Origin of the sequence: Burkholderia sp. E168m22, assembly GCF_001319805.1 — a bacterium.
Taxonomy (GTDB): Bacteria; Pseudomonadota; Gammaproteobacteria; order Burkholderiales; family Burkholderiaceae; genus Burkholderia; species Burkholderia orbicola.
Window position 1 is genome coordinate 1 of the sequence record NZ_BBSK01000019.1, and the last position, 18,506, is coordinate 18,506.

Annotated in this window: 15 protein-coding genes and 3 tRNA genes; 6 read left to right on the forward strand and 12 right to left on the reverse strand. The window is 66.8% G+C overall.

Going from position 1 to position 18,506, the window contains the following annotated elements; translation table 11 throughout:
* The 9 genes from AP428_RS04890 to AP428_RS04930 form a co-directional block, all read right to left on the reverse strand.
* On the reverse strand, positions 1-864 hold an 864-nt coding region (locus AP428_RS04890), incomplete at its 3' end, for a carbohydrate kinase (RefSeq protein ID WP_054927807.1).
* A gap of 133 nt (positions 865-997) precedes the next feature.
* Positions 998-1,942 (reverse strand): ABC transporter substrate-binding protein, encoded by a 945-nt coding sequence (locus tag AP428_RS04895; protein ID WP_023474777.1) that lies wholly within the window; start codon positions 1,940-1,942, stop codon positions 998-1,000.
* Positions 1,943-2,028: 86 nt separating this feature from the next.
* Positions 2,029-3,066, reverse strand: a complete 1,038-nt coding sequence (locus AP428_RS04900; protein ID WP_054927700.1) for a ribose ABC transporter permease — start codon at positions 3,064-3,066, stop codon at positions 2,029-2,031.
* Between the two features lie 43 nt (positions 3,067-3,109).
* A complete protein-coding gene (locus tag AP428_RS04905) occupies positions 3,110-4,663 on the reverse strand; it encodes a sugar ABC transporter ATP-binding protein (protein WP_054927701.1) in 1,554 nt (517 codons plus the stop codon).
* Positions 4,650-5,897, reverse strand: a complete 1,248-nt coding sequence (locus AP428_RS04910; RefSeq protein WP_054927808.1) for an ROK family protein — start codon at positions 5,895-5,897, stop codon at positions 4,650-4,652. The genes AP428_RS04905 and AP428_RS04910 overlap by 14 nt, the downstream gene beginning before the upstream one ends.
* Positions 5,898-6,344: 447 nt before the next feature.
* Positions 6,345-6,431, reverse strand: a tRNA-Leu gene (locus AP428_RS04915).
* A gap of 262 nt (positions 6,432-6,693) precedes the next feature.
* A tRNA-Leu gene (locus AP428_RS04920) sits at positions 6,694-6,780 on the reverse strand.
* Positions 6,781-6,891: 111 nt separating this feature from the next.
* Positions 6,892-7,881: an aliphatic sulfonate ABC transporter substrate-binding protein gene (locus tag AP428_RS04925; RefSeq protein ID WP_011545299.1), complete on the reverse strand. Its 990-nt coding sequence runs from the start codon at positions 7,879-7,881 to the stop codon at positions 6,892-6,894.
* Positions 7,882-8,068: 187 nt separating this feature from the next.
* Positions 8,069-8,155, reverse strand: a tRNA-Leu gene (locus AP428_RS04930).
* A 249-nt stretch (positions 8,156-8,404) separates the two neighbouring features.
* Here AP428_RS04930 and rnr point away from each other — a divergent pair.
* The 6 genes from rnr (at position 8,405) to AP428_RS04960 (ending at position 15,667) form a co-directional block, all read left to right on the forward strand.
* Entirely contained in the window at positions 8,405-10,894 is a 2,490-nt protein-coding gene (gene rnr, locus AP428_RS04935) for a ribonuclease R (RefSeq protein ID WP_054927702.1), read from the forward strand.
* 148 nt (positions 10,895-11,042) lie between these two features.
* Positions 11,043-11,786, forward strand: a complete 744-nt coding sequence (rlmB, locus tag AP428_RS04940; protein ID WP_023474772.1) for a 23S rRNA (guanosine(2251)-2'-O)-methyltransferase RlmB — start codon at positions 11,043-11,045, stop codon at positions 11,784-11,786.
* 133 nt (positions 11,787-11,919) lie between these two features.
* Positions 11,920-12,792, forward strand: a complete 873-nt coding sequence (locus AP428_RS04945; protein WP_054927703.1) for an N-acetylmuramoyl-L-alanine amidase — start codon at positions 11,920-11,922, stop codon at positions 12,790-12,792.
* Between the two features lie 92 nt (positions 12,793-12,884).
* Positions 12,885-13,580 (forward strand): ribose-5-phosphate isomerase RpiA, encoded by a 696-nt coding sequence (rpiA, locus tag AP428_RS04950; protein ID WP_006476119.1) that lies wholly within the window; start codon positions 12,885-12,887, stop codon positions 13,578-13,580.
* 282 nt (positions 13,581-13,862) lie between these two features.
* Positions 13,863-14,579 carry a FadR/GntR family transcriptional regulator gene (locus AP428_RS04955; RefSeq protein WP_006476118.1) on the forward strand — a complete coding sequence of 239 codons (717 nt, stop codon included), beginning with the start codon at positions 13,863-13,865 and terminating at the stop codon, positions 14,577-14,579.
* A gap of 101 nt (positions 14,580-14,680) precedes the next feature.
* On the forward strand, positions 14,681-15,667 hold the full coding sequence (locus AP428_RS04960; protein WP_054927704.1) for a Gfo/Idh/MocA family protein: 987 nt from the start codon (positions 14,681-14,683) through the stop codon (positions 15,665-15,667).
* 55 nt (positions 15,668-15,722) lie between these two features.
* Here AP428_RS04960 and AP428_RS04965 read toward each other — a convergent pair whose 3' ends face one another.
* The 3 genes from AP428_RS04965 to AP428_RS04975 all read right to left on the reverse strand — a co-directional run bounded on the left by AP428_RS04965 (position 15,723) and on the right by AP428_RS04975 (position 18,468).
* Positions 15,723-16,415, reverse strand: a complete 693-nt coding sequence (locus AP428_RS04965) for an amino acid ABC transporter permease (RefSeq protein WP_012328406.1) — start codon at positions 16,413-16,415, stop codon at positions 15,723-15,725.
* A gap of 122 nt (positions 16,416-16,537) precedes the next feature.
* On the reverse strand, positions 16,538-17,332 hold the full coding sequence (locus AP428_RS04970) for a cystine ABC transporter substrate-binding protein (RefSeq protein WP_006476115.1): 795 nt from the start codon (positions 17,330-17,332) through the stop codon (positions 16,538-16,540).
* 98 nt (positions 17,333-17,430) lie between these two features.
* The gene (locus AP428_RS04975; RefSeq protein WP_027807358.1) at positions 17,431-18,468 is read right to left on the reverse strand and encodes a quinone-dependent dihydroorotate dehydrogenase; all 1,038 of its coding nucleotides are present in this window, start codon (positions 18,466-18,468) and stop codon (positions 17,431-17,433) included.
* Positions 18,469-18,506: the final 38 nt, after the last annotated feature.

Below are 18,506 nucleotides of genomic sequence, written 5' to 3' on the forward strand. Positions count from 1 at the left end.
GCCTGCATGTTCACAAGCGACGGCCGCGCACGCGGCCGCGTAGCGCAGATGCTCGGCGGCCGATGCCTCGGGGCGGGCGAGCTGGCTCGCGAGCCAGCCGCCGATGCTCGCATCGCCGCAGCCGACCGTGTCGGCCACCTCGGCCGGAAACGCCGGCTGGAACAGCTCGGTATCGCGATGCAGCAGCTGCATGCCGGCTGCGCCGCGCGTGACGAGCATCGTCGCGTCGGGCGCCCATGCACGCAACTGCGCGAGCGCGGCCGCTTCGTCGAGTTCGGGAAACAGCCCGCGCAGATCCTCGTCGGATACCTTGATCCAGTCGGCGAGCGCGGTCAGCCGGCGCAGCGTGTCGCGATACGACGGCGCGGCCATCGGCGCACGGAAGTTCGGATCGAACGAGATCCGCTTGCCGGCCGCCCGTGCGGCCTGCGCGAGTTCGATCAGGCGCGACGCGAGCGGCTCGCGCACGACGCCCAGCGAGCCGACGTGCACGATGTCGGCCGCGTCGAACGCGCCGGCCGGCAAGTCGGCCGGATCGAACGCGAGATCGGCGCTGTTTTCGCCGATGAAGAAATAGTGGGGCGGCTGCTTCGAGACGACCATCGCGAGCAGCGGTGCGCGGTCGACTTGCCGGATGAAACGCATGTCGAGTCCCGCGTCGGCGCTCTTGCGCATCAGCTCGTCGCCGAAGGTGTCGCGGCTGACCGTACCGGCGAAGGCCGTCGGCACGCCGAGTCGCGCGCCGACGCGCGCGACGTTCCAGCACGAGCCGCCGGCGACGCTGTGCCAGTGCTGCGCGTCGTCGCGGATGAAATCGGTCAGCGCTTCGCCGAACACGATCAGGCGGGGAAACGTCGTCGTCATGTGGAAACCTTGTGCCGCGGCATCGCGCGCGGCCGTACAGCGGTTGATCTGAATCTGAACAGCCGGGCGGTGCGGGGCGTCGCACGCGGCGACGCGGCCCGGCACCGCCCGGCCTCGCGGGAGATCGGCGTGATCAGCGCGGGGAGCTCCAGCCCTTGTAGGTCTTCACGTTGTCGCGCGTGATCAGCGTCGGCTCGATCAGGATCATCGGATTGGCTGGCTTCTGGCCGTTCATGATCCCGTAGCCGACGTTGACGGCTTGCTGCGCCATCGCCCACGGGTCCTGGCTCGACGACGCTTGCACGAGCGTGTTCGACTTGAGTGCGACCTCGATGTCGGGCGCGCCGTCGACCGACGTGATCACGATGTTCGGGCGGTTCAGCTGTTTCGCCGCGAGATCGCTGCCGATCGCCTGCGGGTCGTTGATCGTGAACACGCCGTCGAGCTTCGGAAAGCGCGTCAGGTAGCCCTGCATCGCGTTCATCCCGCCTTCGCGGGAGCCCTTGCCGTCCTGGTCGCTCGACAGCAGCTTGATGCCGGCGTTTTTCGCGAGCACGGCCTTGCAGCCGTTCACGCGATCGATCACGGCCGACACCTGCGGGCCGTTCTCGATGATCACGTTGCCCTTGCCGTTCAGCTTCTTCGCGAGGTAGTCGCACGCGAGTTCGCCGGCCTTCACGTTGTTGGTCTGCACGGTCGCGTTCGCGCCGGCCGCCGCGACGTCCACCGCGACGACCGTGATGCCGGCCGCCTGCGCCTTCTTCACCGCCGGCTCGATCGCCTTCGGGTCGGTCGCGTTGAGCAGGATCATGTCGACGTGCGCGGAGATGAAGTTGTCGATCTGTGTGAACTGCTTGTTCAGGTCGTAGTCGGCCGAGACGGCCGTGACTTTCGCATTCGGGTTGAGCTGCTTCGCGCGCGCTTCGGCGCCTTTCACGATCGTGACGAAGTACGGGTTGCCGAGCGAGCCGACCGTGACGCCGATCGATTTCAGCGGCTTGTCGGCTGCATGGGCGGCGGCAGCGCCGAAGGCGAGTGCGCAGGCGACGGCGGTCAGGGCGGCGGTGTGCTTGAACATGTCGTTGTGTCTCCGTGAGGTCTGTTGGTGAACGCGCGCAGGAGGACCTGCCTGCGCGCCGATGGTTGAACGATGAGGGAAGGGAGTCAAGTACGGGCCGAGTCGCGCTGGCGATAGCGGTCGAGCGCGACCGCGCCGATGATCACCAGCCCCTTGATGATGTATTGCCAGATATCGGACACGCCGAGCAGCACGAGCCCATTGGTCAGCACCGCGATGATCAGCGCGCCGATCAGCGTGCCGACGATCGAGCCGACGCCGCCGACGAAGCTCGTGCCGCCGAGGATCACCGCGGCGATCGCGTCGAGCTCGTACGACTGGCCGAGCTGCAGGCCGTTGGCCGCATACAGGCGCGCGGCCGACATCACCGCGCCGAGGCCGGCGAGCAGGCCCGACGCCGCATACACGAACATCTGGATCGCCCGTACGTTGATGCCCGACAGACGTGCGGCTTCCGGGTTGCCGCCGACCGAATAGATCCGCATCCCGAGCACCGTGCGGCGCAGGATGAACCACGAGATCGCGATCACCGCGCACGCGATCACGACGAGCCACGGCACGCCGAGGATCGAGCCGTTGCCGATGAACGCGAACGGCAGTTGCGGGTTGAACACGGTCGTGTCGTTGCCGATCAGGCGCGCGATGCCGCGCACGGCCGTCATCGCGCCGAGCGTGACGATGAACGGCGGCAGGCGCAGGAACGAGATCAGCCCGCCGTTGATCGCGCCGAACACGAGGCCGACGACGAGCGCGAACGGCACGCCGAGCCAGCCCCAGCCGGGAATGGTCGACGCGATGAGCGCCGCGACGGCCGCGGCGGCGAGCACCGAGCCGACCGACAGGTCGATGCCGCCCGTCAGGATCACGAACGTCATGCCGGCGGCGAGCACGATGTTGATCGACGCCTGCTGCGTGACGATCGACAGGTTCTGCAACGTAAAGAAGCCGTCGGTCAGGAAGCCGAAGCCGACGCACAGGACCAGCAGCACCGGCAGCATGCCGGCCGTGCGGATCAGCGATTGCATGCGGGCGCGATGATCGGCGCCGCGCATCAGGGGCGTACGGTTGGCGACCGGGTGGGCGGTCGCGGAAGCGAGGTTCCGCTGCTTGGTCGGGTTGATCATTTCGGTAGCCTGAATGTGAGAGTGAAATGAAAAGGGGCGGCGCTCAGTGCGCGTCGGCCAGTTCGGCCTGCGAGCCGGTGGCGAGCGCGATGATTGCTTCCTGCGTGATCGGCGTATGCGTGTGGCCGCCGAGTTCGCCTGCGATCTCGCCTTCGCGCATCACGAGCACGCGGTCGGCGACGCCGATGATTTCCGGCAGTTCGCTCGAGATCACGATGACGCCCACGCCGGCACGGGCCAGTTCGTTGATGATCCGGTAGATCTCGGATTTCGCGCCGATGTCGACGCCGCGTGTCGGTTCGTCGAGAATCAGCACGCGCGGCTTCGTCTCGAGCAGGCGCGACAGCAGCACTTTCTGCTGGTTGCCGCCGGACAGCGCGCCGACGTTGACGTTCGCGTGCGGCACCCGGATCGACAGTGACGCGATGGCGTCGCGCGCCCGTTCGGCGCCGCGCGCGAGGTCGAGCGCACCGAGCCGCGCATCGCGGTTGCACACCGAGATGTTGATGTTGTCGCGCACGCTCATGTCGAGGAACAGGCCCTGGCGCTTGCGGTCCTCGGTCAGGTAGACGAGGCCCGCGTCGATCGCGTCGCGCGGCGAGTGCGCGCCGAACGTGCGCTCGCCCAGCTTCACGTCGCCGCGCACGCGTGGTTCGGCCCCGAAGATCAGCCGCGCGAGCTCGGTGCGGCCCGCGCCGACGAGCCCTGCGATGCCGAGCACTTCGCCGGCATGCAGGTCGAGGCTGCAGCCGCGCACGCGCGCGCCGTCGGCGATGTCGCGGACCGACAGCAGCAGGTGGCCGGGGTCGTACGGCGCGTGTTCCTTCTTGTAGAAACCGGAGATGTCGCGGCCGACCATCATCGCGACGAGCCGCTCGGCCGACAGCGACGCGCGCTCCAGCGTGCCGACGTACGCGCCGTCGCGCAGCACCGACACGCGGTCGGACAGCTCGTAGATCTCCGCCATCCGGTGGCTGATGTAGATGATCGCGAGGCCTTCCTCGCGCAACTGGCGGATCAGGCGGAACAGGTGTTCGGTTTCGCGCGACGACAGCGGCGTGGTCGGCTCGTCCATCACGAGGATGCGGGCGCGGGTATGCACGGCGCGGGCGATTTCGACGAGCTGCTGTTCGGCGATCGACAGCGTGTCGACGAGCGTGTCGGGCCCGAACGGGGCACCCAGGCGTGCGAGCACGTCCTGGCAGCCGCGCGCCATCGCCGCGCGGTCGATCGTGCCCCAGCGCCGGTTGCCGCGGCGCAGTTCGCGGCCGACGTAGATGTTTTCCGCGACGGTCAGGTTCGGCGACAGGCACAGCTCCTGGTAGATCACCGCGACGCCGGCATCGCGTGCGGCGAGCGGGCCGTCGATCTCGATGCGTTGGCCGTCGATCAGGATCTCGCCGCCGGCGTCGGCGCGGTAGGCGCCCGACAGGATCTTCATCAGCGTCGATTTGCCCGCGCCGTTCTCGCCCATCAGCGAATGGATTTCGCCCGGATAGACGGTCAGGCTGACGTTGTCGAGCGCGCGTACGGCCGGGAACGTCTTGCTGATCCCGCGCATCTCGAGCAGCGGGCGGGGCGACTCAGAACGCGACATGGTGGACCTCCTGCAAATCGGTGCGGGCGCCCTTGAGGATGCCGGCCCGCGGGGAGAAGTTGAAAAACATCGGCAGCGTGGCGGCGCCGATCGCGCCGGCGTCGGCGCCGAACGTGCCGCGCACGAGCACGGGCGTGCCGCGGGCCTCGGGCGCGGTGGCCACGAGCGCCGCGCGCAGGCGGGTCGTGACCGCGTCGAGCAGGCCCGCGTCGGTGTCGGCGTCGAGCACGACCACCGGCGCGTCGATCACGCACAGCACCGCGCGCAGCGCCGGTGCGAGCGCGTCGACGCAGTCGTCGATCCATTCGTCGACGGCCGGCAGGCCGCGGGCGATGCAGGCTTCGAGATCGGCGCGGTTCTCGACCGTCTCGCCGTGATGGCGCAGGTGGCGCACGAGCGCATGCAGCGAGGCGCGTGCGAGCAGGATGTCCCACGGGCCGCGCGGCGGCGGCGCGGAGGCCAGCCGGCTCGGCGGCACCGGAATCACCGCGATGTCGCCGGCATTGCCGGTCACGCCGCGCAGGCAGTCGCCGTCGATCGCGATGCCGCCGCCGATCGCCGGCCCGATGAACAGGTAGACGAAGTCGTCGCACTGCCGGCCGTATCCGTAGAACAGTTCGGCGATCGCGGCCGCGTTGCCGTCGTTCTCGCCGAAGACGGGCAGCGACAGCGTGCGGCCGAGGTCGGCCGCGAAATCGACGTCTTCCCACGCGCGGAACGTGTCGGGCGCGAGGCCGAGCTCGCGCATCCACGCGCCGAGGTTGTACGGCTGCGCGACGCCGACGCCGGTCAGGCGCGCGCGTTCATGGTCGGGGAGGAGGGCCTGCATCGCGTCGATATCGTGACGCACGATCTCGAGCACGTCGGCGGGCGGGGGAAGCAGCGTGTCGTGCGAGCGGCGGCCGAGCACGTCGCCCGCGAAGTTGACGAGCGCCGTCTCGATGCGCATCCGGTCGAGATGGACGCCGATGCCGAACGCACCGCGCGGATCGACGCGGATCAGCGAAGCGGGCTGGCCACGCTGGCCTTCGGTGCGGCCAGCGAATTCGATCAGCTTCGCGTCGGCGAGCGACCCGATGATGCTGCCGACCGCCGTGCCCGTCATGTTCGCGAGACGGGCGAGGTCGGCCTTCGACGCGCTGCCGGCGCGGCGCAGCGTCTTCAGCAGCAGGCGCTCGTTGTAACGGCGCACGTTGGCCGAATTGCTTCCCTGGCCGAAGTGCGGGCTTCTCATGGCGTCTCCTTCCATGGTGCGCCGTTCGGCGGCGCATTAAATAAATCACGTTGATTTATTTAACCGCGTGAGCGACGGCCTGTCAGCCTAGGGAAATCCCGGTTTTTCTACGACGGGAGATTCGTGCGGAGCGGAGTGAAGTGAAGGAATGAGGGTGCTGAACCGATCGAAGCACTGCGGGGCGGGGCGATGAGAGGGGGATAGATCGCGATACGGAAATTCCGCGAGCATGTCCGATTCCGGGGCCGGAAATGAAAAAAGGCCGGCTAGAAGCCGACCTTTTTAGAAAACAGATGGTGCCCAGGAGAGGACTCGGTCACACATGCGCGACCCCGACTGCGCTTGCAAGCGCAGCCTTTCGAGTCCTCGCGCAAAGCGCGCAGGCGCTTTACTTCCTGGGCCGAAATGAAAAAAGGCCGGCAAAAGCCGACCTTTTTATAAATCAAGTGGTGCCCAGGAGAGGACTCGAACCTCCACGATGTTGCCACCGCTAGGACCTGAACCTAGTGCGTCTACCAATTCCGCCACCTGGGCACGTTTCGCTTGCTGCAGTGCGAAGACCGCTATTCTAGCGTGCCCGGAGAATCTGTCAACAGAATTTGAGGGGCGGACGAAAATATCAATCTGGGTGGCTTGATTGCCGAACCGGCGAGTGCATGGCCCGTGACGGCTGACGCGCCTTATCGATGTGCGGTGTGATGTCGGCGGGGTAAATGCGTCGACGCGAGCACGCATATCGATTTGTGCACCGGCAATGAAAAAAGGCCGGCAAAAGCCGACCTTTTTAGAAAACAGATGGTGCCCAGGAGAGGACTCGAACCTCCACGATGTTGCCACCGCTAGGACCTGAACCTAGTGCGTCTACCAATTCCGCCACCTGGGCACGTTTCGCTTACTGCAGTGCGAAGACCGCTATTGTAGCGTGCCGGCGAAGTCTGTCAACACAATTTCATCCGGAGCGGCAAAAATATTGCGCGCCTTGCGCCGCCGACCGTCACGCGCCAACCGGCTCCGCGCGCTTCGTCGTGAAATTCCAGCGCTGCGCCTGGCTCGTATCGACGCGGGCGGGCAGCAGCCCGGCCGCAAGGAACGTGTCGGCGATCTTCTGCTGTTCACCGAAGTTTTGCGTGACCACCGCGCGGACGAGATAGCTGCGTCGCGCATTCGCACGTGCGATCGTCGCGGCATCGAGCCCCCAGATCGGCGCGAGCGTGTTCGCGGCCTCCTGCGGATGGTCGCGTAGCCAAGCGCCGGCCTGCGACAGTTGGTCGAACAGGATCTGGATGACATCGGGGCGCGCGGCGGCGAAACTGCTCGACGCGAGGTAGTAGCGTTGGTACGACGCGAGTCCGTCGCCGTCGGCCAGAATCCGTACGTCGGGATTCCGGTCGACCGACGCGACATACGGATCCCACGTGATCCATGCGTCGACGCTGCCGCGCTCGAACGCGGCGCGGCCGTCCGCGGGTGTCAGGTAATGGATCGCCACGTCGGCGGGCGCGAGCTTCGCGCGGGCGAGCGCGGCAAGCAGCAGGTAGTGGCTGCCGGCCGCCTTCGTGACCGCGATACGCCGGCCGTTGAGATCGGCGAGCGTGCGCAGCGCGCTGTCCTGCTTGACGACGATCGCCTGCGCCTTCGGCGAAGGTGCCTCCTGCGCGACGTACACGAAACGCGCATGCGCGGCCTGCGCGAAGACCGGCACCGTATCGGCCACGTCCGCGCTGAAGTCGACGGCGCCGACGTTGAGCGCTTCGGTCAGCGGCAATCCGCTCGCGAATTCATGCCATGACACGCGCAGGCCGAGCGGCGTCAGCGCCTGCTCGAGTGTGCCGCGCGTCTTGAGCAGCGTGATCAGCGTCGACGACTTCTGGTAACCGATGCGCAGCGTGGCCGGCGCGTTCTCGGCGTGCGCGCGGACACCGGCGGCAGCGAGGCCCGCGGCCAGCATCGCGCGCGCGAATGCGCGGCGGTTCATCGACGTCATGAGGGGTGCTCCTCGTTGGATGCGTTGAAAGCGAGGCGGCTAACGTAACAACGGGGAGGGCGATTGATAACCGATAAATTCTGCTATCGATCGGAGCGGCCGACATAAGGGCCGAGGACGGGCACTCGCGATGCAAGCGCCGAAATGAAAAAAGGCCGGCAAAAGCCGACCTTTTTTATAAATCAAGTGGTGCCCAGGAGAGGACTCGAACCTCCACGATGTTGCCACCGCTAGGACCTGAACCTAGTGCGTCTACCAATTCCGCCACCTGGGCACGTTTTGCAGTAGCTGCTTGCTGCAAAGAAGCGAAATTATAGCGCCCCAATTAACCCTGTCAACACTTTTTTGCGATGCATCGCAAACAGGCCGTCGCCGCGCGTGCTGGCGGCATTCCCGTCTTTTGGCGACACAGGCGGGTGATAGAATGACCCGCCGCCGTCAATATAGAACTGTCTGACGGACACCTCTATGTTGATGCCGTGCACCATCAGTCAACGCAACGAGAACAATCATCGACAAACCCTTGAGCAAATATCCGTACCCCATTCCGAGCCGTGAAGAGATTCTCGGCGTGCTGCGTACGAGCGACGCGCCGCTGGCCGCCAACGACATCGCAGAAGCCCTGTCGATCAAGCGTCAAGAGCGCGAGGGGTTCTTCCGGCGTGTCGCCGCGATGGAGCGCGACGGCCAGATCCGCCTCGACAAGCGTGGCCACTACCAGTTGACCCATCCGTCGAATTTCGTCGCCGGTCGCGTGCAGGGGCATCGCGACGGCTACGGGTTCGTGATTCGCGACGACGGCCAGGACGACCTGTTCTTGCCGAACGGCGAAATGCAGAAAGTGATGCACAACGACCGCGTGCTCGCGCGGATCGTCGGCTACGATCGCCGCGGCCGGCCGGAAGGGCACGTCGTCGAAGTCACCGAACGCGCGAACAAGCGCGTAATCGGTCGCCTGCTGAACGAGAACGGTGCGCTGATCGTCGCGCCGGAAGACAAGCGCATCGGCCACGACATCCTGATCACGCAGAACGTGAAGAAGGCGAAGGTCGGGCAGGTCGTCGTCGTCGAACTGACCGATTTCCCGAGCCGTCATTCGCAGCCGCTCGGCCGTGTCGTCGAAGTGCTCGGCGATATCGACGATCCGGGCATGGAAATCGAAATCGCGGTGCGCAAGTACGGCGTGCCGCACGAATTCAGCCAGCCGGCGCTCGACGAAGCCGCGGCGCTGCCCGACAAGGTGCGCCCGGCCGACCTGCGTTTCCGCGTCGACCTGCGCGACGTGCCGCTCGTGACGATCGACGGCGAGGACGCCCGCGACTTCGACGATGCCGTCTACTGCGAGCCGGTCAAGGTCGGCCGCGGCGACGGCTTCCGGTTGATCGTCGCGATCGCCGACGTGTCGCACTACGTACAGCCGGGTAGCGGGCTCGACGCCGACGCGCTCGAGCGCAGCACGTCGGTCTACTTCCCGCGTCGCGTGATTCCGATGCTGCCGGAGAAGCTGTCGAACGGCCTCTGTTCGCTGAATCCGCAGGTCGATCGCTGCGTGCTCGCGTGCGACATGGTGATCACCGCGCGCGGCGAGATCAAGGCCTACCAGTTCTACCCGGCCGTGATCCATTCGGCGGCGCGCCTCACGTACACCGAAGTCGCGGCCGTGCTGTCGAACACGAAGGGGCCGGAGGCCGCGCGCCGCGCCGATCTGCTGCCGCACCTGCAGGATCTGTACGGCGTCTACAAGTCGCTGTTCGCCGCCCGTCAAAAGCGCGGTGCGATCGACTTCGACACGACCGAGACCTACATCGTCTGCAACTCGCAGGGCAAGATCGAGCAGATCGTGCCGCGCCAGCGCAACGACGCGCACAAGCTGATCGAGGAATGCATGCTGGCCGCGAACGTCTGCGCGGCCGATTTCCTGAAGCGCAACAAGCATCCGGGCCTGTACCGCGTGCACGCGGGGCCGACGCCGGAGAAGCTCGAGAACCTGCGCGCGTTCCTGCGCGGCATGGGCCTGTCGCTCGGCGGCGGCGACAAGCCGCATGCGAGCGACTACGCGGCGCTGATGGCGCAGATCCGCGACCGGCCGGACGCGCAGATGCTACAGCCGATGCTGCTGCGCTCGATGCAGCAGGCGGTCTACAGTCCGGACAACATCGGTCACTTCGGCCTCGCGTACGAGGCGTACGCGCACTTCACGAGCCCGATCCGCCGCTATCCGGACCTGCTCACGCACCGTGCGATCTACGCGATCCTGTCGGGCAAGAAGTACACGCCGAAGGCGCCGGAAGGCTTCGAGCTGAACACCGCGCTGTCGCCGCGCGCCCGCGCGATGCAGCAGGCCGACGACGAAGCGCGCAACCGCTCGCGCTCGAACACGGCGATCTGGGAAGAGCTCGGCTTGCACTGCTCGGCGAACGAGCGCCGTGCGGACGAGGCGTCGCGCGACGTCGAAGCGTGGCTCAAGTGCTACTTCATGCGCGACAAGCTCGGCGAGGAGTATGGCGGGATGGTGAACGGCGTGACGTCGTTCGGCATCTTCGTGCAGCTCGACACGCTGTTCATCGAAGGGCTCGTGCACGTGACGGAACTCGGCTCGGACTACTTCCAGTACGACGAGATCAAGAACGAGCTGCGCGGCGAACGCACGGGCATCCGCTATCGCCTGTCGGATCGCGTGCGCGTGCAGGTGAGCCGCGTCGATCTCGATGCGCGCAAGATCGATTTCCGCCTCGTGCGCGATACGCCGGTGAAGGCGCCGCGTCCGTCGCCCGCGCCAGCTGCCGGCATCGATCGCAACGGCAACGGCAGCGGCAATGGCCCGCGCGTGCGTGCGCTGCCGCCGGTGGAGGAAACCGTGCCGCGTCGCAAGAAGGCCGCGAGCGCGCCGAGCGTCGCGGTGCAGGAAGCGCGCGCCGCGCGTGGCGCCGCGAAGAAGAAGAGCGGCGGTGCCGGCGGTGGCGCACCCGCGAAGCCGACTGCGAAGAAGGCGCGCGCCCGCAAGAAGTATTGAGTGTTCGGGGCGGCGTACGCGCACGCCCTGCAGTATCGAGAGACGCCGCGTCACCGGTCATCGGCCGGCCACGCGGCGCTTTCCTTTTCCATGGATCGCGGCTGCGCACGTCGCGCGGCCGCACGTTTGATCGAAGGTTGTTCCAGTCATGTCACGTCTGAAGGTTCTTTACGGTTTTCATGCGGTGACCGCACGTTTGCGGCACGATGCATCGACGGTGGCGGAGGTGCTGTACGACCAGACGCGCCGCGACCGCCGCATGCAGGACTTCCTGCACGCCGCGAAGGAAGCGGGCGTGCGGCTGATCGCAGCCGACGAAACGCGCCTGTGGGGCCTCGCGCATACCGAGCGTCACCAGGGCGTCGTCGCACGCGTCGAGGACATGCCGCTTGCGCAGAACCTCTCCGAGCTGCTCGACGGCATCAACGGGCCCGCGCTGCTGCTCGTGCTCGACGGTGTCACCGATCCGCACAACCTCGGCGCATGCCTGCGAGTCGCCGATTCGGCCGGCGCACATGCGGTGATCGCACCGCGTGACCGCGCGGTCGGCCTGAACGCGACCGCGGCCAAGGTGGCGAGCGGCGCGGCCGACACGGTGCCGTACATCACGGTGACGAACCTCGCCCGCGCGCTGCGCGAGCTGAAGGAAGCGGGCGTATGGATCATCGGCACGTCGGACGAGGCGCCGGCGACGCTCTACGAAACGAAGCTCGACGGCCCGGTCGCGCTCGTGATGGGCGCGGAAGGCGAAGGCATGCGCCGGCTCACGCGCGATACCTGCGACGAAGTGATGAGCATCCCGATGGCCGGCAGCGTGGAAAGCCTGAACGTATCGGTCGCCAGCGGCGTCTGCCTGTACGAAGCCGTGCGCCAGCGGCGCGTGAAGGGCTGAACCTCCGGGCTGAACCCCGGGGCTGACCTGGGGCCGATCCGCCCGTCCCGCGCGCGATGCGCGGGCGTCGAATGACCCGCACGACGCGTGCCCCGATGCAAGGCGGCACGCGGCTCTCCGGAACCCGCGACCGATGACCCTGTTTCGTATTGGCGCCTGCTGCGCCGTATTCGGCCTGCTGGCGGCCTGCACGTCGCCGTCGCTCGTCGAACGCGGCACCTACTACGCCGACACGAGCCTGCACGCGCGCGGCGCCGATTCGCGGATCCGCTTTCTCGTCATGCATTACACCGAAAGCGACGAGACGAAATCGCTGCGCACGTTGACGGGCGACTCGGTCAGCGTGCATTACGTCATCCCGCCGCAGCCGCGCGCCGAACGCGGGATGCCCGTCGTCTACCAGCTTGTTCCGGAAGTGCGGCGCGCGTGGCACGCGGGCGTCAGCGAGTGGCAGGGCACGACCGAACTGAACGCGGTATCGATCGGCATCGAGAACGTGAACCGCGGCCCGCTCGATCCGCAGCATCGCACCTGGCAGCCATATTCGCCCGAACAGGTCGACGCACTGACCCGCCTGTCGAAGGACATCGTCGCGCGCTACGGCATTCCGCCGACGCGCGTGGTCGGGCACAGCGATATCGCGCCTCAACGCAAGATCGATCCCGGCCCGCTGTTCCCGTGGCATGCGCTCGCGCAAGCCGGCGTCGGCGCATGGCCGGACGACGCGACCGTCGCCGCGCGGCTCGCGGGCCGCGACCCGCACGCGCCGGTCGATGTGCGCGAATTGCAGCTCAAGCTCGCGCGCTACGGCTACGACGTGCCGACCGACGGCGTGCTCGACACGCGTACGCGGCGCGTGTTCGCGGCGTTCCAGATGCATTTCCGGCCGTCCGATTACGCGGGCAATCCGGACGCGGAAAGCGATGCGATCGCGCAGGCGCTGCTCGACAAGTACTTCCCCGGCACGCAAGCGGCGGACCCCGCGCCGGCGGCCGACACACCCTGAATACGCGGCGCGGCGCACGCCGAAAAACGCGGGGACGTCCGCCGACTCCGGTAAACTGGCGGTTTTCCGCAATCCCGCAGCATTACCACGCCATGACTCAAGACGAACTCAAACGCCTCGTCGGCCAGGCCGCCGCCGATTACGTGATCCAGAACGTGCCCGAAGGCGCCGTGATCGGTGTCGGCACCGGCTCGACCGCCAACTGCTTCATCGACGCGCTCGCCGCCGTCAAATCGCGCTATCGCGGCGCCGTGTCGAGCTCGATTGCGACGACCGAACGCCTGAAATCGCACGGCATCAAGGTGTTCGACCTGAACGAGATCGAGTCGCTGCAGGTGTACGTCGACGGTGCCGACGAGATCGACGCCGGCGGCGCGATGATCAAGGGCGGCGGCGGCGCGCTGACGCGCGAGAAGATCGTCGCATCGGTGGCCGACACGTTCGTCTGCATCGCGGACGCCAGCAAGCGCGTGCCGGTGCTCGGCGCGTTCCCGCTGCCGATCGAGGTCGTGCCGATGGCGCGCACGGCGATCGGCCGGCGCGTGACCGCGCTCGGCGGCGTGCCCGTGCTGCGCGTGACGAAGGACGGCGCGCCCTACATCACCGACAACGGCAACGAGATCATCGACGTGAAGGGCCTGCAGATCGCCGATCCGCGCGGTTTCGAAGCGCAGGTGAACGCATGGCCGGGCGTCGTGACGGTCGGTCTGTTCGCCGAACGCGGCGCGAATCTGTGCTTGCTTGGCACGGAAAACGGCGTTGAAACGATCGTTTATCCGGCTGGCTAAAACTGAATGAGAAGCAGTCCGTAACGGCGCGGTATCGGCCGTCATGGATTGGATGGTTAAATCTTGTGGAAACCGGGGTCCGGCAGGCGCGGCGCGCTTCCCGGGCCTTTTTTTTAGCCGTATAAATCACCTCGTTCAAAAGAGGGATAACCCTGTCAGGTGTTTACCAGATAGCGAAATATCGTCGAACTCATCAACTTATAGATCATAAGAACAGAGTAGTAACCAGGGCCGGCGGAACTGCGGAGCAGGTGTTCGCAAATCGACGCACGGGGAGGTGTCATGGAGCAGGGCAAAGACCGGTCACTGGTCGCCAAAGTGATGGATGGGCTTGTCGCGGGTATCGTCGAAGACAAGTACGGCGGCATCTTGCCGCCACAGGACGTGCTGTCGAAAGAGTTCGATGTGAGCCGCACGGTGATGCGGGAAGCGTTATCGATGTTGCTTGCGCGCGACATGCTCGACGTGCGTCCGAAAGTCGGGACGCGCGTGCGGCCGATGCGCGACTGGCGGATGATCGACGAAGACGTCGTGAGCTGGCGATTTCGGGCAAAGCCCGATCCGCAGTTCATGCGCGACGTCATCGAATTCCGGATGCTGATCGAACCACGCGCGACCGCGCAGGCGGCGGTGCGTGCGACGGCGGCCGACATTGCGGGCATTCGCGAAGCGTTCGACGCGTTCAAGGTGCTGCAGCCGGGCGACCCCGGCTACGACACGGCGGACGAGCTGCTGCATACGCGGATCGTCCAGGCGAGCGGCAACCAGTTCTTCCAGCAGATGGCGGCGATCGTGCGCGGAGCAGTGCGTCTCGTGAATCCGCGCGTCGTGCAGAAGGAAGGCGCGCACGACATCGCGGTGAAGGCGCATGCGCGGGTCGTCGATGCGATCGAGCGGCGCGACCCGCGCGAAGCCGAAGCGGCGTCGCTGGCGCTGATCGATTTCAGCGCGGACGAGATTTCGCGCGATTTCTCGGTCGACGTGCCGGTGCGTGCCTGACGCGGCACGTGTCGCTCATCCGTGTGCCGCCGGGCCGTTTATCATGACGGCCGGCCGGCAGCGTGCCGGCTACCGTCATACGACCGACACGGAAGATCAGGATGAACGACAACGACCATCGCCCGGTGCGCTTCGGCATCGTCGGTGCAGGCGGCATTGCGCGCCGCTTCGCGCAAAGCCTCGCCCACGTGCCGGCCGCCACGCTCGCCGGCGCCTGGGCCCGCCGCGCCGACGCAGCGGCCGCCTTCTGCGAGACATACGGCGGCACGCCTGCCGCGAGCCTCGACGCGCTCCTCGCGAGCGATATCGACGCGGTCTACATCGCGACGCTTCATGACAGTCACGCGCAGTACACGCTGGCCGCGCTGGCTGCCGGCAAGGCCGTGCTGTGCGAGAAACCCGCGGCGCTGAACGCCGCGCAACTCGACACGGTGCTGCACGCCGCGCGCGATGCCGGGCTGCTCTTCATGGAGGCGATGAAGCCGCCATTCTTCCCGCTGTACCGTCAATTGCGTGCGCACCTGCGTGACGATCCGATCGGCGAGATCCGGCTCGTGCGGGCGGGCTGCGCATCGTCGTCGGTGCCGGAGGACCATTCCGTCTATCGGCTCGATCGTGCGGGCGGCGCGTTGCTCGACATCGGCATCTACGAGGCGTTTCTTGCCGTCGACTGGCTCGGCGCCGCGCGCGACGTGCAGACGCTCGGCCGCGTCGGTGCGACGGGTGTCGACCTGTTCGCGAGCCTGAACAGCGTGCATGCGAACGGCGGGATCGCGCAGCTCTTTTGCGGTCTCGACGTGATGGGGCGCGGCGATGCACTGATCGCCGCGGCGGGCGGCCACGTGACGATTCACGAGAAGTGGTGGAACCCCGAGCGCGCGACGATCCGCTATGCGGACGGGCGTACCGTCGAACTCGATGCGCGGGCCGAAGGCGGCGGGCTGAACTACGAAACCGCGCATTTCTGCGACCTGCTGCGCGCGGGCGAAACCGAAAGCCCGATCATGACGCACGACCATTCGCGGCAGATGATCGCGATGACCGATGCGGCGCGCGCCGTGCTCGGTGTGCGTTATTCGGGCGAATAGACGGAACAGGCGGGAAGGCGGGCGCCGGGACCGCGGCCCGGCGCAACGGCGCGGCTCAGTGCCGCGACGGCAGCGACAGGCGCTTTTCGTACCAGCGCTGCACCCATTCGAGGATCTGGCACAGGACCCAGTACACGGCCGCGGCGGCGAGATAGAGCGGCAGCGGCTGATAGGTCGCCGCGATCACTTCCTGCGCGCTGCGCAGCAGTTCGGTCACGGTGATCACGGACACGAGCGACGTGTCCTTGATCAGGCTGATCAGGCTGTTCGACAGGCTCGGCACCGCGATGCGCAGCGCCTGCGGGCCGATCACGTAGCGGAGCGTCTGCCCCCACGACAGCCCGAGGCTGTAGGCGGCGAGCCACTGGCCGCGCGCGATCCCGTTGATCGCGCCGCGCATGCTTTCCGACATGTAGGCCGCGACGTTCGCGGACAGCGCGATGACGCCGGCCGGCGTCGGATCGAGCGAGATGCCGAGGCTCGGCAGCCCGTAATAGATGACGAAGATCTGCACGAGCAGCGGCGTGCCGCGCATCAGGCTCACGTACGCGCGTGCCAGCCACGCGAGCGCGTTGACCCAGATGCGCTCGAAGCCGTCGAGCGCTTCGCTCTGCCGGATGCCCATCATCGCGAGCACGACGGCGCCAAGCAAGCCGAACACCATCGACAGCACGGCGAACTTGACGGTCAGGACGGCGCCCTGGGCGAGCACCGGCAGCGATTGGACGAGCAGGGACGTTGTCGACATGGAGTGCGAATCGAATGCGTGCGCGAAAGCGCAATCATAAACCGGGCCGATAAAACAAAGGGCGGCATCGTTGCGGATGCCGCCCTTTCCGGCCCGCCGTCAGGCGGGAAATGCAGGCGTGCTTACTTGATCGGTTTCGTCACGTCGATGCCGAACCACTTGTCGGAGATCTTCGTGAACGTGCCGTCGGCCTCGAGTTGCGCCATCGCGTCGTCGATCGCCTTCTGGAACTTCGGGTTGCCCTTCTTGAACGGGATGCCCGACGGGTTCGCCGAACCGACGTTCGCGCCCGGGCGCAGCGGCAGCTGCGAATTCTTCGTCAGGTACGCGAGCATCAGGCGGTCGTTGAGCGCCGCGTCGAGGCGGCCGGCCGCGAGATCGCGCAGGTACTCGGGCGCGCCCGGGTACGTCTTCACGTCGATGCCCGGCACCGATTTCGCCATGTCCATGTAGTTCGTGCCGAGCGCGACGCCGAGCTTCTTGCCCTTCAGGTCTTCCAGCGACTTGAACTGGCGCGTGTCGTCCTTGCGCTGGATCAGCTGCGCGGACGAGTACGTGTACGCCGGCGAGAAGTCGAGCGTTTCCTTGCGCTTGTCGGTGATACCGACCTGGTTGGCGATCACGTCGAACTTGCCGGCCTGCAGGCCCGCGATGATGCCGCTCCATTCGGTCGTCACGAACTCGGCCTTCACGCCGAGCTTCGCGGCGACGGCCTTTGCGATGTCGACGTCGAAGCCGACGAGCTCGCCTTGCGGGCTCTTCGAGTTGAACGGCGGGAACGTACCCTCGAGGCCGACGCGCAGCGTGCCGCGTTGCTTGACCTGGTCGAGGAGGTCGGCCGCGTGCGCGGTCGCCGCGGCGAACGACGTGCCGATCACGCCGGCAACCAGCAACTTCTTCAGCAGCGAAAATTTCATCGTGTGTCCTTGCCCTGTCCGGGTCAATGATTCTGATCGTGAAGCCGATGATAGCAAAAACGCTATCAATAATTAAATACAGTTTGTTTATGACTATATTACGCGCTGCGTTCGCGGGCGATCGCCTTCACGCATTCGGATACGAGTGCCGGGCCGCGATAGATAAAGCCGGTATAGAGCTGGACGAGCGCCGCGCCGGCCGCCAGCTTCGCACGGGCGTCCTCGCCCGAGAAAATGCCGCCGACGCCGATGATCGGCACGTCGTTGCCGACTTCCGCATGCAGCTTGCGGATCACTTCGTTCGACGCGTCGAACACCGGGCGGCCCGACAGGCCGCCGGCTTCGTCCGCGTGCGGCAGGCCCTGGACGGCCGCGCGCGACAGCGTCGTATTGGTGGCGATCACCGCTTCGATCTTGTGACGCAGCAGCGTATCGCCGATTTCCTTGACCTGTTCGTCGTCGAGATCGGGCGCGATCTTCAGCGCGAGCGGCACGAGCTTGCCGTGCAGATCGGCCAGGCGCTGCTGCTTGTCTTTCAGCGCGGCGAGCAGTGCGTCGAGCTCGCCCGCGCCCTGCAACTGGCGCAGGTTCTTCGTGTTCGGCGACGAGATGTTGATCGTCACGTAGCTCGCGAACGGGTACACGCGCTCGAGGCAGTACAGGTAATCCTCGGCGGCGCGTTCGATCGGCGTGTCGGCGTTCTTGCCGATGTTCAGGCCGAGGATGCCGCGATAGCGGGCGGCCTGGACGTTCTTCACGAACTGGTCGACGCCGTGGTTGTTGAAGCCCATCCGGTTGATCAGCGCCTCGGCCTGCGGCAGCCGGAACATCCGCGGGCGCGGGTTGCCGGGTTGCGGGCGCGGCGTGACCGTGCCGACCTCGATGAAGCCGAAGCCGAGCGCCGCGAGGCCGTCGATGGCCGCGCCGTCCTTGTCGAGGCCGGCCGCGAGGCCGACCGGGTTGCGGAACGTGAGCCCCATCACGGTGCGCGGCGCGTCGGGCACGCGGGCCGACAGCGCACAGGCGAGGCCCGTGCGACCGGCCGCGCCGAGCGCGCGCAACGTAAGGTGGTGAGCGTCTTCCGCATCCATTTTGAACAGGGATGCGCGGGCCAGCGGGTAGAGGGAACTGAACACGGGAGTTGGGCGGACAGCCGGAATGAATGACAACCGGC